The organism is Streptomyces sp. NPDC003300 (genome assembly GCF_040610915.1).
Taxonomy (GTDB): Bacteria; Actinomycetota; Actinomycetes; order Streptomycetales; family Streptomycetaceae; genus Actinacidiphila.
In genome coordinates, this window is the sequence record NZ_JBEXNE010000010.1 from 1 (window position 1) to 14,304 (window position 14,304).

The following is a 14,304-nucleotide window of genomic DNA, read 5'->3' on the forward strand; positions in this document are numbered from 1 at the left end:
GGCCACGAACCGCAGACGCCGCGCGTGCACGCCACCCCGATGACCCCCCTCTGACGCACGGGGCGCCCGCCCCCACAGTACGGCGGGCGGCGGCCGTTGAGCCGCCCGCCGCCCGCCGCCCGCCGCCTCGCGTCCGTCCGTCCGCCGCCCGCCGCCTCGCGCCCGTCTGCCCCTCCGTCCGTCGCGCCCTCTGTCCGTCCGGGACGACATCACCCGAAGACGGCGACCAGCCGTCCGATCACCTCGCCGCGCTCCAGCCGCCCGACACCCTCGCCGATCTCCTCGAATCCGATCTCGGTGACCCGCGACGACAGCTTCCCCTCGGCGACGAGGTCGAGCACCGCCGCGCAGTCCTCCTTCGATCCGGCCTGGGAGCCGACGAGTTCGACCTCGTTCAGGGTGAGCGCCTGAAGGTCGATCTCGCCGCGCGCGCGGCCGAGGCCGACCTGGACGATACGGCCGCCCCGGCGTACGGAGTGGATCGCGCCGTCGGTGGTCGTCCCGAACCCGGCGAAGTCGACGACCACGTCGAGGTTCTCGCCCGCGAAGTCGGTGATGTCGCCCGCGACCTTCTCCGCGCCGAGCGAGCGGGCGAAGTCGTGCACGCGCTCGTTCTTCTCGGCGACGAACACCGTCGCGCCGAGCGCGAGCGCGGTCTGGGCGCCGAGCGAGCCGAGCCCGCCGAGGCCGATGATCCCGACGCGGGAGCCGGCGGTGACCCTCCCCTGCACGGAGACCGCGTGGTACGAGGTGAGCCCGGCGTCGGTGGCGGCTGCCGCCTGGTCGAACGGCACCCCGTCCGGCAGCGCGACGACGAGCCGTTCGAGGACGACGACCTCGTCCGCGAATCCGCCGTTCTTCGATGTGCCGGGACCCTCGATGGCGGCCGGGATGACGACCTTCTGGCCCACGGTGAACCGCGTCACGTCCGAGCCCACGGCGGAGACGACCCCCGCGATCTCGTGGCCCAGTGTGATCGGCCGGAACGGGAGCAGCGGCGTCAGTGTGCCGTCGAGAAACCCGACGTCGCTGTGGCACAGCCCGGCCGCGCGGACGTGCACGACGAGTTCGTCCGCGCCCGGTGCCGGGGCCGGGACCTCACTGAGGGTGAGGGGCTTGCCGATGTCGGTGAACTGCCATGCGCGCATTTTCCGCTCCTTGGACGGTGGGCTCCCGGCGGGGCCGCGCTGATGTCGGCGGTCACCCGGAAGAATATTGGTACCTCATCCCAAAAATACTCCTCCACTACGCTCGGGCGATGACCACCTCCCGAAGGAGCCGCGGGCGACCGCCCGCCTCGACCCGCGAAGCCCTGGAGGAAGTCGCCTTCGACCTGCTGCTTCGCGACGGCTACGAGGCGACGACGCTCCAGGCGATCATGGCCGCGGGCGGTGTCGGGCGCTCGACGCTCTTCCGCTACTTCGGGTCGAAGGCGGGGATCGTGTGGGGCGAGTTCGACCGCGCGGTCGAGCGGCTGCGGGCCGCCCTTCGTGACGCCGACGACGTACCCGTCATGACGGCCGTACGGTCGGCGGTCGTCCGGTCCACGCGGCTTTCGCAGGCGGCGGCGCCGGACTCGTGGCTCGACCGCTTCCGCGTGCTCGACCGGGACCCCGCGCTCGTCGCGGAGGCCGCCGCGCACTGGCGCGTATGGGGCGAGACGGTGAGCGGGTACGCGGCCGGGCGCACCGGCCTCGACGCGGGCGACCCCGTCCCGGCGGCGATCGGCGGCGCCGTACAGGCGGCCTACGTCGCGGTGCTCAGGCGGTGGGCCGGGGCGGCGGAGGCGCGCGGGGACGACGCCGGGGCCGAAGCGGTCGACATCGACGAGCTCGACCGGGACCTGCGCCCGGTCACCGACGCCTTCCAGGCCGTCCTGGACGGCGTGACGCGAGGCTGAACGGAGGCTCCGCCGCCGCTTGGCGACCTCCTTCAGTCCCCTTGTCCCGCGGCGGCGGCCGTATTGCGACGGTGAGCGCGAGCCAGCCGAAGCGCGAGGGACATCAGGACCGCTTGACTACCGCTGATCTACTACTTTCTCCCGGACTGGTAGATCGGTGCTGTGACCTGCTCTTTTACCGCCGGATGCACGGGGACGCGGAGCCGGATGGCCGCCGCGGGAGTCAGGGGTGGGCGAGGAGGAGGGCGGCGGGGGTGGGGGAGTCGGGGGCGATGAGGGTTTCGGTCGCGACCGTGAAACCGGCCTCCTGGAGCCAGGCGGTCATCCGGGCGGGCGGGCGTTTGTGGACGTGGACCTTCATGGGGTGGCCGCCGTAGCCCTCCGTCTTGAGGCGGGAGACGGAGCCGGTGTGGAAGCCGGTCAGCAGCGGGGCGCCGGGGCGCAGGACGCGGTGGAAGCCGGAGAGGACGGCCGGGACCTCGTCGTCGGGGACGTGGATCAGCGACCAGAAGGCGACCAGGCCGGCGAGTGACGCGTCGGCGAGGTCGAGGGCGGTCATCGAGCCGACCTCGAACCGGAGTCCGGGGTGGTCGGAGCGGGCCACGTCGATCATGCCGGGGGAGAGGTCGATGCCGAAGGCGTCGACGCCCAGGCCGCGCAGGTGGGCGGTGACATGGCCGGGACCGCAGCCCACGTCCGCCACGGGACCGCCCCCGGCGCCGGTGACCTCGGCGGCGAACAGAGCGAGCGCCGTACGCAGGGCCGGCGCGCCGTCCAGCGCCTCCCGTACGAAGTCCGCGTAGCTCACCGCGACCGTGTCGTACGAGGTTCGGGTGTCCGCCAGCCAGTCGTCCGCAGTCATGCTCCGAGACGGTAGTCCCGCGGCCCGCCGCCGCCGAAGCGCCCCTGCGCGACGGGCTCCTGGCATGTCCATATCCCGGACGCCCGTACCGTCCCCTCAACTGTTGTATCTATGATGCGTGCATCATGGATGCCAGCACTCTCACCGTCGCCGCGCCCGGCCCCGCCGTCAAGGCGCCGCCCGCCGCCGAGCGGGTCTATCTGCACGTCAAGTCCGGTGTCCTGGACCGGAGTTACGAGGGCGGCACGCTGCTCACCGAGGGGGATCTCGCCGACGCGGTGGGGGTCTCGCGCACGCCGGTGCGCGAAGCGCTGCTGCGGCTGGAGGCGGAAGGGCTGATCAAGCTCTACCCGAAGAAGGGCGCGCTGGTGCTGCCGGTGTCGGCGCAGGAGATCGCCGACGTGGTGGAGACCCGGCTGCTGGTGGAACAGCACGCCGTGGCCAAGGTGGTCGGGGCGGTGCCGCCGCGGCTCATCGCGCGGCTGGAGGAGTCCCTGGCCGAGCAGCGCGGGCACGCGGAGACCGGCGACCTGGCGGCCTTCGCCGTCGCGGACCGCTGCTTCCACGCGGAGATCGTCCGCGCGGCGGGCAACCGTATCCTCGCGCACCTCTACGACCAGCTCAGGGACCGTCAGTTGCGGATGGGGGTGGCCACCATGCACGCCGAGCCGAGCCGGGTGGCGAAGAACATCGCGGAGCACACCGAGATCCTGGACGCGCTCAGGGACGGCGCGGCCGACACGGCCGCCGACGTCGTGGACCGGCACGTCTCGTGGGTGAAGGTGCTCGCCAGGGGCGAGTCGTGAGCCGGAGCCCGGCCGCGGAGAAGGTCCTGCCGGGCGACCCGCCCGGCGGACGCCGTGCCGCCCTCGTCTGGGGCGTCGGCACCTCCGTCTACCTCGTCGCCGTCGTCCACCGCACCAGCCTCGGCGTCGCGGGCATCGACGCCGCCGACCGCTTCCACATCGGCGCCTCCGCGCTCTCCAGCTTCTCGATCCTCCAGGTGCTGGTCTACGCGGGCATGCAGATACCGGTCGGCCTGATGGTGGACCGGCTCGGCACGAAGAAGGTCCTGCTGCTCGGCGCCGTGCTGTTCACCCTCGGCCAGGGGGCGTTCGCGCTGTCCCACTCGTACGGCATGGCCCTCGGCGCCCGCGCCGTGCTGGGCTGCGGCGACGCCATGACCTTCGTGAGCGTGCTGCGGCTCGGCTCGCGCTGGTTCCCCGCCAGACGCGGCCCGATGATCGCCCAGGGCGCCGCCCTGTTCGGCGTCGCGGGCAACCTCGTCTCGACCGTCGTCCTCTCCCGCGTCCTGCACTCGGCGGGCTGGACCCCGACCTTCCTCGGCACCGCCCTGGTCGGCGCGCTCGTCCTCGTCCTGGTCGCCCTCTTCCTCAAGGACCATCCCGAGGGATACGAACCCGCGCCCGCCGAACACGCGGGCCTGACGTACGTACGCCGCCAGATCGCCGCCTCCTGGGCCGAGCCCGGCACGCGCCTGGGCATGTGGACGCACTTCACCACCCAGTTCTCCGGCATGGTGTTCCTGCTGCTGTGGGGGCTGCCGTACCTCGTCGAGGACCAGGGGCTCTCGCGCGGCGCGGCGGGCGGGCTGCTCACGCTCGTCGTCGTCGCCAACATGTTCTTCGGCATGGTCTTCGGGCAGCTCATCTCCCGCCACCACGGCGCCCGCATGCCGCTCACCCTCGGCGTGATCGCGGCCACCGCCGCCGCCTGGGCCACGACGCTCGCCTGGGGCGGCGGCCACGGCCAGGACCCGATGTGGCTGCTGGTCGCCCTGTGCGTCGTCCTCGGCGCCTGCGGGCCCGCCTCGATGATCGGCTTCGACTTCGCCCGCCCAGCCAACCCGCCCGAGCGCTTCGGCACCGCCTCCGGGATCGTCAACATCGGCGGCTTCACTGCCTCCGTCCTCACCCTGCTCGCCGTCGGCCTGCTCCTCGACGCTACCGGCGACGACTACCGGATCGCCTGGAGCAGCGTCTTCGTGCTCCAGGCGGTCGGCACCGCCCAGATCCTCCGGCTCCGCCGCCGTGCGGAACGGCTGGAGCGGGAGCGGATCGCGGTCAGCCGCGTCGAGAGCGTGCACCGCCTGCCGGCGGCGGTCACCTCCGACTGACGCCCGGCGCGGCCGTACGACGCTGTACGGCGGCGGGGTTCATGGCGGGCGCGCCGTGATTCGGGCGCGCGGTGATCCGGGAACGGCGCGATCCGGGAACGCCATGATCCGGGAACGGTGCGATCCGGGAACGGCGCCCGAGGCGCCGGGCGCTACTTCGTGACCGCGATGTGCGACAGGATCGCGTCAGCCAGTTGCCGGTCGCCCTCGATCTTGAGCTGGTCGGCGAGCGCGGCCGGACGCGCCCGGCCGGTGAGCAGCCGCAGGAACGTCTCCCAGTCCACGACGAAGGTGACGGCCGGACCGAGCGAGACGGCCGAGTCGATGCTGCCGTGGCCCTCGGCGTTCACCCGTACGGTCCGCATGAACTCCAGCGGTCCGTGCACGTCGAAGACGACCGCGGAGCCCGGCTTGGCGCCCGCGTCCTCGGCGACCAGCTTCGGCAGCGAGCGCAGGAGGTAGTCACGGGCCAGAACGGCCGCGGGGGAGGCGAGGTTGCCCGGGGCGTCGAGGGCCCGGCGCAGATCCTGCTCGTGCACCCACACGTCGAAGACGCGGCCCCAGAGCTGTTCCTCCAGGGTGACCTCGCCGCCGCCGATCGCGCGGACCTCGGCGTCCGGCTGCCGCGACTCGTTCCTGAGCTGCCGCGAGCGGCGGATGATCGTGTACTCCAGCTCGGACGTCATCTCCGGCGCCGTGTGGTGGCGGCGGATGTCGACCGGGACCTCCGTGTAGCGGGCCGTCTCGCTGGTGATGTGCCGGAGGTCGCTGGGAAGTGTGTGGATGGGGCGCGGGTCGCCCAGCAGCTCGCACTCGAAGCCGATGATGTGGGACACGACATCGCGGACCGACCAGTACGGGCACTCGGTGTGGCGGTTCCACGCGCCGTCGGGCAGCGGCGTCACCAGTTCGTTGACGGATTCTATGGAGTGGGTCCAGGCGTCGATATACGGCTGGAGCTTGCTGTGGACGGTCACGGGACCCCTCGACGGTCGGTGCGCGGTCGTGGCGGTTGGCGCCTAAGTTACGCTGCGCGCGGGCGCCCACGCAGTGCTTTCGAGTGACGATGGTAGGCCCGGCTTGACGACCCAACGTATGGGCGGTGTCCGAGTGCGCGCAACGCTTCTTCAGATCGACGTGGACCAGAGGGAATCGGTCGCCTCGCGGCGCGACCGTGTGGCAGCGATGGTACGTGCCCACGCGGACGCGGATCTTGTCGTGCTGCCCGAACTGTGGCCGGTCGGCGCCTTCGCCGCGGAGGACTTCGCGGCCGAGGCCGAGACGGCGGACGGCGGCCCGACCGCCGAGGTGATGAGCGCGGCGGCGCGCGACGCCGGGGTGTGGTTGCACGCGGGGTCGATCGTCGAACGCGACGTCGTCGGCGGCGAATTGTTCAACACCTCGCTGCTCTTCTCCCCCGACGGCGCTCTCGCGGCCGTCTACCGCAAGATCCACCGCTTCGGCTTCGACCAGGGCGAGGCCGTCCTCATGTCCTCCGGGCACGACATCGTCACCGCCCGCGTCCCCGGCACCGTCCTCGGCCTCGCCACCTGCTACGACCTGCGCTTTCCCGAGCAGTTCCGGCTGCTGCTCGACGCCGGGGCGCAGACGCTGGTCGTTCCGGCGGGCTGGCCCGCGCGGCGGCTCGCCCACTGGCGGCTGCTGGTGCGCGCCCGCGCCGTCGAGTCCCAGGCGTACGTCCTCGCCTGCGGGACGGCCGGCACCCACGCCGGGGTGGAGCAGGCCGGGCACAGCATGATCGTCGATCCCTGGGGTGAGATCGTCGCCGAGGCCGGGCCCGCCGAGCAGGCGCTCTCCGCCGAGGTCGACGTCTTCCGCGTGGACGTCACCCGCGCCGATTTCCCCGTCCTCCGCGACCGCGTCCTCGGAGTCCCCACCCCGAAGCCCCGCTAGGGCCTGTCCGGCCGCGAGAAGGGCCCGCCGATCTTTCAGGGGCGCTGCGGGCACCCACCCGCGCGAGGTTCGGGCACAGGGGCGGCGCCCCGGAAAGACCGGGTCGCCGCCCTGCGCAGGGCTATTCGTCCTCGTGCTCCTTGTCGACCATGCGGTCGACGCACACCGCCACCGCGATCAGCATCGCGGCATCGGCGTCCTCGCGCTCGATGTCGATGGCGTAGGCGTCACGGAGGGTGAACCACTTGCGGGAGATGCGCGCGAGGCGCTCCCCCTCGTACTCGATGTCGAACTCCTTGTCGATGATGTCGCCGCGCACTTCGAGTTCCTCGCCGGAGGCGAGCTCGGCGCGGAAGACGTCGCGGAGCAGGTGGAGGCGCTTCTTGCGGACGGTGACGAGGACGTCGCCGTCGCGCTCGATGGTCATGGCGTCCCGCAGGGACACCAGCTTCTTGCGGATGACGGCGACCTCGTTGCCGTCCGGGTCCTGGAGTTCGAGGGTGTCGCGGATCCGGAGGACCTTCCCGTCGACGTAGAAGGCCCTGCGGCCGTGCTCGTCCTCGATCCAGTAGTCGTCACCGATGGCGAACATCTTCTCTCGCACCACGTATTTCATAGGGAATGCCTACCCCGGCGGATGCTGTTGGATGGGGATATGACTGCACGTGCACGTGTCCGGGCGCCCGAGCTGACCGGCGAGGGCGGCTGGCTGAACACCGGCGACAAGCATCCGACCCTCGCTGACCTGCGGGGCAGCATCGTCATTCTGGATTTCTGGACGTTCTGCTGTGTGAACTGTCTGCATGTCCTGGACGAGCTGCGGGCCCTGGAGGAGCGGCACAGGGACACGGTGGTGATCGTCGGCGTGCACTCGCCGAAATTCGTGCACGAGGCCGAGCACCAGGCGGTCGTGGACGCGGTGGAGCGGTACGAGGTGCACCACCCGGTGCTGGACGACCCGCAGCTCTCGACGTGGAAGCAGTACGCCGTACGGGCGTGGCCGACGCTGGTGGTGATCGACCCCGAGGGGTACGTGGTCGCGCAGCACGCGGGCGAGGGGCACGCGCACGCGCTGGAGCAGCTCGTGACGGCGCTGGAGAAGGAGCACGCGGCCAAGGGCACCCTGCGCAGGGGCGACGGCCCGTACGTACCGCCCGAGCCGGTCGCGACCGACCTCCGCTTCCCCGGCAAGGCGCTCGCGCTGCCCGGCTCCGGGCACTTCCTGGTGTCGGACTCGACCCGGCACGCCCTGGTGGAGCTGGCGGCGGACGCCGAGAGCGTGGTGCGGCGGATCGGCACCGGCACGCGCGGGCTGGCCGACGGCAACGCGGAGACGGCCCGCTTCAGCGAGCCGCAGGGGCTGACGCTGCTGCCCGACGGCAGCGTGATCGTCGCCGACACCGTCAATCACGCGCTGCGCCGCGTCGACCTGGGCACCGGGCACGTGACGACGGTCGCGGGCACCGGAAAGCAGTGGTGGCAGGGCTCCCCGACGTCCGGCCCGGCCCGCGAGGTGGACCTGTCCTCGCCGTGGGACGTGGCCTGGTTCGACGACCGGGTGTGGATCGCGATGGCGGGCGTGCACCAGCTCTGGACGTACGACCCGGCGACGGAGACCGTACGGGTCGCGGCGGGCACGACCAACGAAGGGCTGGTGGACGGGCACGCGGCGCAGGCGTGGTTCGCCCAGCCGTCCGGCCTCGCGGCGGCGCCGGAGCGCGGCGAGGCGGGGGCGCCCCCGGCCGACGGCTGGGGAAGGCTGTGGATCGCCGACTCCGAGACCTCGGCGCTGCGCTGGGTCGAGCGCGCCGACGACGACCCGGACCCGGACGCGGACGCGGCAGGCGGTGACGGCGGTGAGCCGCGCCGCTACATCATCCGTACGGCCGTCGGCACCGGCCTGTTCGACTTCGGCCACCGCGACGGCCCCGCCGGGCAGGCGCTGCTCCAGCACCCGCTGGGCGTCACCGCGCTGCCGGACGGCTCGGTCGCGGTCAGCGACACGTACAACAACGCGCTGCGCCGCTACGACCCGGTGACCGGCGAGGTCACCACGCTCGCGACCGGCCTGCGCGAGCCCTCGGACGCGGTGGTCGTGGACGGCGACATCGTCGTGGTGGAGTCCGCCGGGCACCGGCTGACCCGGATGCACCTGCCGGAGGAGGCCGTCCGCGTGGAGGCCGTCGCCCACCGTACGCAGCGGGACGCGACCGACGTGGCGGCCGGTGCCTTCCGGCTCGACGTGGTGTTCACCGCGCCCGACGGGCAGAAGCTCGACGAGCGGTACGGGCCCTCGACGCGGCTGCTGGTCAGCGCCACCCCGCCGGAACTCCTGGCGGAGGGCGCGGGCAAGGGCACCGACCTCTTCCGCGACCTGGTCCTCGACCCGTCCGTCACCGAGGGCGTCCTGCACGTCTCCGCGATGGCCGCGTCCTGCGACGACGATCCGGCCAACCCCTACCCCGCCTGTCACGTGCACCAGCAGGACTGGGGCGTCCCGGTCCGCGTCGGCGCCGACGGCGACTCCCGGCTGGCGCTGGTCCTGGCGGGCCTGGACGCGTAAGGCGTACAGGCGCCGTACGGGCGTGCCCGGGCGGTGAGTAAGCTCCGGCCATCACTCTTGATCCGCCGGGGGGCGGAGCGTCACCTGGGGAGGGACCGAGTGCCTCGTCGCGCTCTCACACGCGGCTCCGTCGCGGCGGCCACCGTCGTCGTCATGGCCGCCGGGCTCGCCCCGGCCGTCACCGGCGGCACGGCGTACGCGGACGGTCCGCCGTCCGGTACCGCGTCGCAGGAGACCGTCATACCCGCCGGTTCGCGGTGGCTGCCGCAGAGCGAGCCGCTGATCACCGCCGGGAACGACGGATACCTGGTCAGGGGGGCCAACGGCGCCCACTGGGTGAATCCGGCGGACGGCAGCGAGGGCCCGGTACTGCCGGATCCCACGCCGCCCTTGGTCAACACCGGCCTGTCCGCGCACCTCATCCGCAACTTCCCGTCCCAGTCGGTGACGATCACCGACTACGACACCAACACCTTCCGCACGGTCACCGCGCCGGCAGGTCAGCGCTGGGTGCCGTTCGGCTTCAGCCTCGACCGCGTCCTCACCAGCGAGACCGCCGCCGACGGCACGCTCGCCGCGCTGCACGTGATCGGCGACGGCAAGGACGGTTCCGCCGACCTGACCGTCACCGGGCTGCCCCCGGGGACCGCCGTGCCCGACTGGCCCGACCTGCTCGCGCAGAACCGCGACCACGCCGTCCTGCGGCTGACCTCGGGCGCCGCGCCCGGCACCGCGCACAATTACCTGCTGGACTACCGCACCGGCACGCTGCGCGCGATCCTCGCCGACGTGCCCGCCGCCGAGCAGACCACCGTCGTCCTCGGCAGGGACCGGGTGCTGGCGTACGGCGGCGCGGCCACGACGGCGTACACCGTACGGCTCGACGACCCGACGGCCCCCGTCGAGAAGACGCCGCTGCCCACCGACGGCCGGGACGGTACGCCGAAGCTCACCGTCACCGGGGACCGCGTCCTGGTGCTGGAGCGGTCGACGGACAGCCAGTCCGCGGGACTTCCGCTGCGGGCCGTCCCGGTCGGCGGCGGCCCCGCGCGGACCCTGCTGGCCAAGGTCGCCACGGACATGGCGACCGCGCCCGACGGCTCGGTGCTGGTCGAGGGCGGCACAGGACCCGACGACTGGGCGGTCCGCCGGATCACCGCGGCCGACGGCGCCGACGCGACCGTCACCGACCTCAAGACGCTGCCGCCGGTCGCGGCCACGGTCTACGGACTGTCCTACAGCGCCGGGCGGCTGGCGTACTCCGACACCACCCGGCCCTACCCGGCCCTGGTACGGCGCGATGTGGCCGCGGGCCCGGCGCCCGCCGTGTCGGAACCCGAACTGCTGTGGAGCTACGGTCCGAAGCCCGCCGACTGCGGCTCCGGCGTCTCCTGCGTGCACCTCCAGGGCACCGGCACCGGCACCGTGGCCTTCTCCGCCGCCAACATCATCACCGTGCCCCAGCCGCCGTCCCCGACCGATTCGCGCGCCGTCTTCCTCGGCGCGCCCGGCACGGTCACCGACGCCGCGGGACCGTACGTCGTGGTGCACACCGGCACCCCCGCGCGGCAGAAGGTCTTCGACCTCCGCTACGACGGCACCCTGTTCGACGGCCCGGTCACGGCCTCCGCGCTGTGGGGCCGCACTCTGTGGGTGCCCGGCAGCGCCACCGGCACCGTCCGCCCGTACGACCTGGAGCGGCGGACGTACGGCGCCACGGTCCAGACGGGCGCGCCATGCGTGCCCAAGGAGCTTCAGGCGGACGGGCGTTGGCTGTACTGGTCGTGCGGCACCAGCGCCGGGGTGCACGACCGTACGACCGGCAAGAACGTGCCGGTGCCGACCGGGACCGCGCTGCTGGGCGACGGTTACGTCGTCCGGCACGACACGACGGCGGGCCGTCTGATGCTCACCGACGTGCACACGGGCTCGGCCGTCGGCAGCAACCTCGCGGAACTGGCAGCGAGCGACCTGGCCGACGACCGAGGCGTGACGTGGACGGTGGACAAGTACGGCGGCGGTGTCGCGTACGTCGATGCGCAACACCGCTTCCACGTGCAGCCGTTGACCTCGATACCGCGCAGCGCGGTGTCGGTGCTGAGCAGCGACGTCGGCCCGGCCGTCGTCGACGTCCTGGACAACCCCGAGGACTGGTACGGCAGGTGGACGCTGTCCCGGCCCGTCGCGGGCTGGAGCCTGACGGTCACGGACGAGGCGGGCAGGACGGTCGCCACCCGCCGCGGCTCCAAGGGCGCGCAGGTGTCGGCGAGTTGGAATCTCAAGGGCGCCGACGGGGCGTGGGTCAAGAACGGCCGCTACACCTGGACGCTGACCGCGCCCCCGGCCGACGGCGGCCCCGGCGGGCTCTCCCTCACCGGCCTGATCGTCGTCAAGGGCGCCGCGGGCGTGCACGACTTCACCGGTGACGGGACCGGCGACTTCTTCGGCCTCACCCCGTCCGGCCGCCTGGACCTGCGCGCGGGCAACGGCAAGGGCAATGTCAACGCGGCGCGCTCCACGTCCGGTTGGCCGACGTCCTCGCTGTACGTGCCCTACGGCGACCTCGGCGGCGACCGGGTCAACGACCTGCTGGTCAGGGACGCCTCGGGCCAATTGTGGCGCTACGACGGCAAGGCGGGCACGAACTTCACCCCGTCCCAGCCGCGCACGCTCATCGGCCCCGGCTGGAACGCGTACGACGCGCTGGCCTCGGTCGGCGACCTGACCGGTGACGGCCGCGCGGACCTCGTGGCGCGTACGCCGTCCGGCAGCCTGTACCTCTACGCCGCCGACCGGAACGGCAGGTTCGGGCCGCGCACCCTCATCGGCGGCGGCTGGAACACGTACAACCTGCTGATCGGCTCGCAGCACTCCGAATCCGTCGGCTACGGCCGTCAGCTTCTGGCCCGGGACAAGTCCGGGGTGCTGTGGGCCTATGACGGCGACGGCAAGGGGCACTTCGGGCCGCGCGTGAAGATCGGGTCCGGCTGGAACATCTACAACTCGATCGTGGGCGTCGGCGAAATCCGGCCGGTCCGGGGGGCGTACCTCACCGGACTGGTCGCCCGTGACGCGGCGGGCGACCTGTGGCGCTACGACGGCCGCGACAGCGAGCCGGGCTTTGCCGCCCGCGTCAGGCTCGGCGCGGGCTGGCAGATGTACAAGTCGCTGTTCTGAGATCCGGGGCTGACCTCACGTCAGAACGCCGGTGGTACTGGCCTGGTGTCAGTACCGCCGGTCACCCGGGTAGTAGCGCTCCTCGACGGGCGGGATGTCGCCGTCGGCCGTCGGGGGAATCCGGCGGCGCTTGAAGATGCTGACGTAAGCGGCGAGTCCGATGATGCCGACGGCCATCATGATCAGGCCGAGCAGATCCATGTTGACGCCCTTGGCGTGCCAGTCGGTGGCGAACGTGATGATCGCACCGACCGCGATCAGAATGATGCAGCCTCCGATGCCCACAATTACCGCTTCCTTTGGCCTAGTTGTGCTCCGGCGTTCTGAAGCAGCGCCTACCCCGGACCTCGGGGCACAAGCAGGCGCATCGGGTCGCGGGCGGGCCGGGGCGCGGCCCCGGCCCGCAAGCAGGCCCCGGAAGGCCCCGGAAGCAGGCCCCGGAGTCAGGCCGCCAGGAAGGCCGTCAGGGCGCTGGCCAGCAGATGCGGGTCGTCGGCGCCGGACATCTCGCGGGCCGAGTGCATCGAGAGGATCGGCACCCCGACGTCGACCGTGGTGATGCCGTGCCGGGCGGAGGTGATCGGGCCGATCGTCGTCCCGCAGGGCATCGAGTTGTTCGACACGAAGTGCTGGTAGGGGACGCCCGCGGTGTCGCAGGCCGCCGCGAAGACGCCGCGGCCGGTGCCGTCGGTGGCGTACCGCTGGTTGACGTTGGTCTTCAGGATCGGGCCGCCGTTGGCGCGCGGGTGGTGCGTCGGGTCGTGCCGCTCGGCGTAGTTGGGGTGCACGGCGTGGCCGGAGTCCGACGAGACGCAGACGCTCGCGGCCAGCGCGCGCTGCCGCTCCTCGAAGCCGCCGCCGCGCGCGTGCACCGAGCGGCTGAGGACGTTGCCGAGCAGCGGACCCTGGGCGCCGGTGTCGGACTGGCTGCCGTTCTCCTCGTGGTCGAAGGCGGCGAGCACCGGGATGTACGTGAGGTCCTGGCCGCCCGCCGCGGCGGCCAGCGCGGCGGCGCCCGCGTGCACCGACAGCAGATTGTCCAGCCGGGGGCAGGCGAACAGCTCCTCGTCGCGCCCGAGGAAGGCGGGCGGCTGTGTGTCGTGCGTCATCAGGTCCCAGCCGACGACGTCCTCCGGGTCGAGGTCCGCCCGCTCGGCGAGGTAGCCGATCAGGTCGCCGTCCTGCGCGTCGCCCAGGCCCCACACCGGCTGGAGGTGGCGCTGCTTGTCCAGCGTCAGCCCGTCGTTCACGCCACGGTCCAGATGGATCGCGAGCTGCGGCACCCGCAGCAGCGGGCGGTCGGTCGCGACCAGCCGCGTACTGCCGTCGCGCAGCGTCAGCCGGCCCGCCAGGCCCAGGTCCCGGTCCAGCCAGCTGTTCAGCAGCGGGCCGCCGTAGATCTCCACCGCCACCTGGCGCCAGCCCTGCGACCCCATGTCCGGGCGCGGCTTCACCCGCAGATTCGGCGAGTCCGTGTGCGCGCCGACGATCCTGAACGGTGTCTCCGGCCGTGCGCCGTCCGGCACGAACCACGCCACCACCGCGCCCCCGCGCAGCACATACCGCCCGCCCGGCTCGGCCCCCCACTTCTCCGTCTCCGTCACCCGCCGGAACCCGGCCCCCTCCAGCCGCTCCGCCACGGTCGCCACCGCGTGGTACGGCGTCGGACTCGCCTGCACGAAGGCGGCCAGATCTTCGGTGTGCTTACGGCCAAACGCCGGACGCTGAGAGCTCATGCCCTCAGCTTAGTT

General features: G+C 72.7%; 12 protein-coding genes. 6 read left to right on the plus strand and 6 right to left on the minus strand.

The window, feature by feature from the left end:
• Positions 1–209: 209 nt before the first annotated feature.
• On the minus strand, positions 210–1,148 hold the full coding sequence (locus ABZX65_RS16705; RefSeq protein ID WP_355339548.1) for a zinc-binding dehydrogenase: 939 nt from the start codon (positions 1,146–1,148) through the stop codon (positions 210–212).
• Between the two features lie 110 nt (positions 1,149–1,258).
• Between ABZX65_RS16705 and ABZX65_RS16710 the strand changes: the two genes are divergently transcribed.
• Positions 1,259–1,900 (plus strand): TetR family transcriptional regulator, encoded by a 642-nt coding sequence (locus tag ABZX65_RS16710; protein ID WP_355339551.1) that lies wholly within the window; start codon positions 1,259–1,261, stop codon positions 1,898–1,900.
• A gap of 223 nt (positions 1,901–2,123) precedes the next feature.
• On the opposite strand, the gene ABZX65_RS16715 is transcribed toward ABZX65_RS16710, so the two are convergent.
• A complete protein-coding gene (locus ABZX65_RS16715; protein WP_355339554.1) occupies positions 2,124–2,762 on the minus strand; it encodes a class I SAM-dependent methyltransferase in 639 nt (212 codons plus the stop codon).
• Between the two features lie 125 nt (positions 2,763–2,887).
• On the opposite strand from ABZX65_RS16715, the gene ABZX65_RS16720 reads away from it, so the two are divergent.
• Positions 2,888–3,568, plus strand: coding sequence for a GntR family transcriptional regulator (locus ABZX65_RS16720; protein WP_355339557.1), 681 nt, complete (start codon positions 2,888–2,890; stop codon positions 3,566–3,568).
• The gene (locus tag ABZX65_RS16725) at positions 3,565–4,899 is read left to right on the plus strand and encodes an MFS transporter (RefSeq protein WP_355339560.1); all 1,335 of its coding nucleotides are present in this window, start codon (positions 3,565–3,567) and stop codon (positions 4,897–4,899) included. Before ABZX65_RS16720 ends, ABZX65_RS16725 begins: the two co-directional genes overlap by 4 nt.
• A 152-nt stretch (positions 4,900–5,051) precedes the next feature.
• Here the strand turns inward: ABZX65_RS16725 and ABZX65_RS16730 are convergent, their stop codons facing one another.
• On the minus strand, positions 5,052–5,876 hold the full coding sequence (locus tag ABZX65_RS16730) for a maleylpyruvate isomerase family mycothiol-dependent enzyme (RefSeq protein ID WP_355339563.1): 825 nt from the start codon (positions 5,874–5,876) through the stop codon (positions 5,052–5,054).
• A gap of 133 nt (positions 5,877–6,009) precedes the next feature.
• On the opposite strand from ABZX65_RS16730, the gene ABZX65_RS16735 reads away from it, so the two are divergent.
• Positions 6,010–6,813, plus strand: a complete 804-nt coding sequence (locus tag ABZX65_RS16735) for a carbon-nitrogen family hydrolase (RefSeq protein WP_355339566.1) — start codon at positions 6,010–6,012, stop codon at positions 6,811–6,813.
• A 121-nt stretch (positions 6,814–6,934) separates the two neighbouring features.
• Here ABZX65_RS16735 and ABZX65_RS16740 read toward each other — a convergent pair whose 3' ends face one another.
• A complete protein-coding gene (locus ABZX65_RS16740; protein ID WP_355339569.1) occupies positions 6,935–7,429 on the minus strand; it encodes an LURP-one-related family protein in 495 nt (164 codons plus the stop codon).
• A 39-nt stretch (positions 7,430–7,468) separates the two neighbouring features.
• On the opposite strand from ABZX65_RS16740, the gene ABZX65_RS16745 reads away from it, so the two are divergent.
• A complete protein-coding gene (locus ABZX65_RS16745) occupies positions 7,469–9,376 on the plus strand; it encodes an NHL domain-containing thioredoxin family protein (RefSeq protein WP_355339572.1) in 1,908 nt (635 codons plus the stop codon).
• A 99-nt stretch (positions 9,377–9,475) separates the two neighbouring features.
• Positions 9,476–12,553, plus strand: coding sequence for a VCBS repeat-containing protein (locus tag ABZX65_RS16750; RefSeq protein ID WP_355339575.1), 3,078 nt, complete (start codon positions 9,476–9,478; stop codon positions 12,551–12,553).
• Between the two features lie 48 nt (positions 12,554–12,601).
• Here ABZX65_RS16750 and ABZX65_RS16755 read toward each other — a convergent pair whose 3' ends face one another.
• Complete coding sequence (locus ABZX65_RS16755) at positions 12,602–12,838, minus strand: hypothetical protein (protein WP_188282515.1); 237 nt, start codon at positions 12,836–12,838, stop codon at positions 12,602–12,604.
• A 158-nt stretch (positions 12,839–12,996) separates the two neighbouring features.
• A complete protein-coding gene (locus ABZX65_RS16760) occupies positions 12,997–14,289 on the minus strand; it encodes a M18 family aminopeptidase (protein ID WP_355339578.1) in 1,293 nt (430 codons plus the stop codon).
• Between the last annotated feature and the right edge of the window lie 15 nt (positions 14,290–14,304).

Excerpts from the sequence above, each read along its gene's own strand:
- ABZX65_RS16705 (WP_355339548.1), bottom strand. The coding sequence starts at position 1,148 with ATGCGCGCATGGCAGTTCACCGACATCGGCAAGCCCCTCACCCTCAGT.
- ABZX65_RS16710 (WP_355339551.1), top strand. The coding sequence starts at position 1,259 with ATGACCACCTCCCGAAGGAGCCGCGGGCGACCGCCCGCCTCGACCCGC.
- ABZX65_RS16715 (WP_355339554.1), bottom strand. The coding sequence starts at position 2,762 with ATGACTGCGGACGACTGGCTGGCGGACACCCGAACCTCGTACGACACG.
- ABZX65_RS16720 (WP_355339557.1), top strand. The coding sequence starts at position 2,888 with ATGGATGCCAGCACTCTCACCGTCGCCGCGCCCGGCCCCGCCGTCAAG.
- ABZX65_RS16740 (WP_355339569.1), bottom strand. The coding sequence starts at position 7,429 with ATGAAATACGTGGTGCGAGAGAAGATGTTCGCCATCGGTGACGACTAC.
- ABZX65_RS16745 (WP_355339572.1), top strand. The coding sequence starts at position 7,469 with ATGACTGCACGTGCACGTGTCCGGGCGCCCGAGCTGACCGGCGAGGGC.
- ABZX65_RS16760 (WP_355339578.1), bottom strand. The coding sequence starts at position 14,289 with ATGAGCTCTCAGCGTCCGGCGTTTGGCCGTAAGCACACCGAAGATCTG.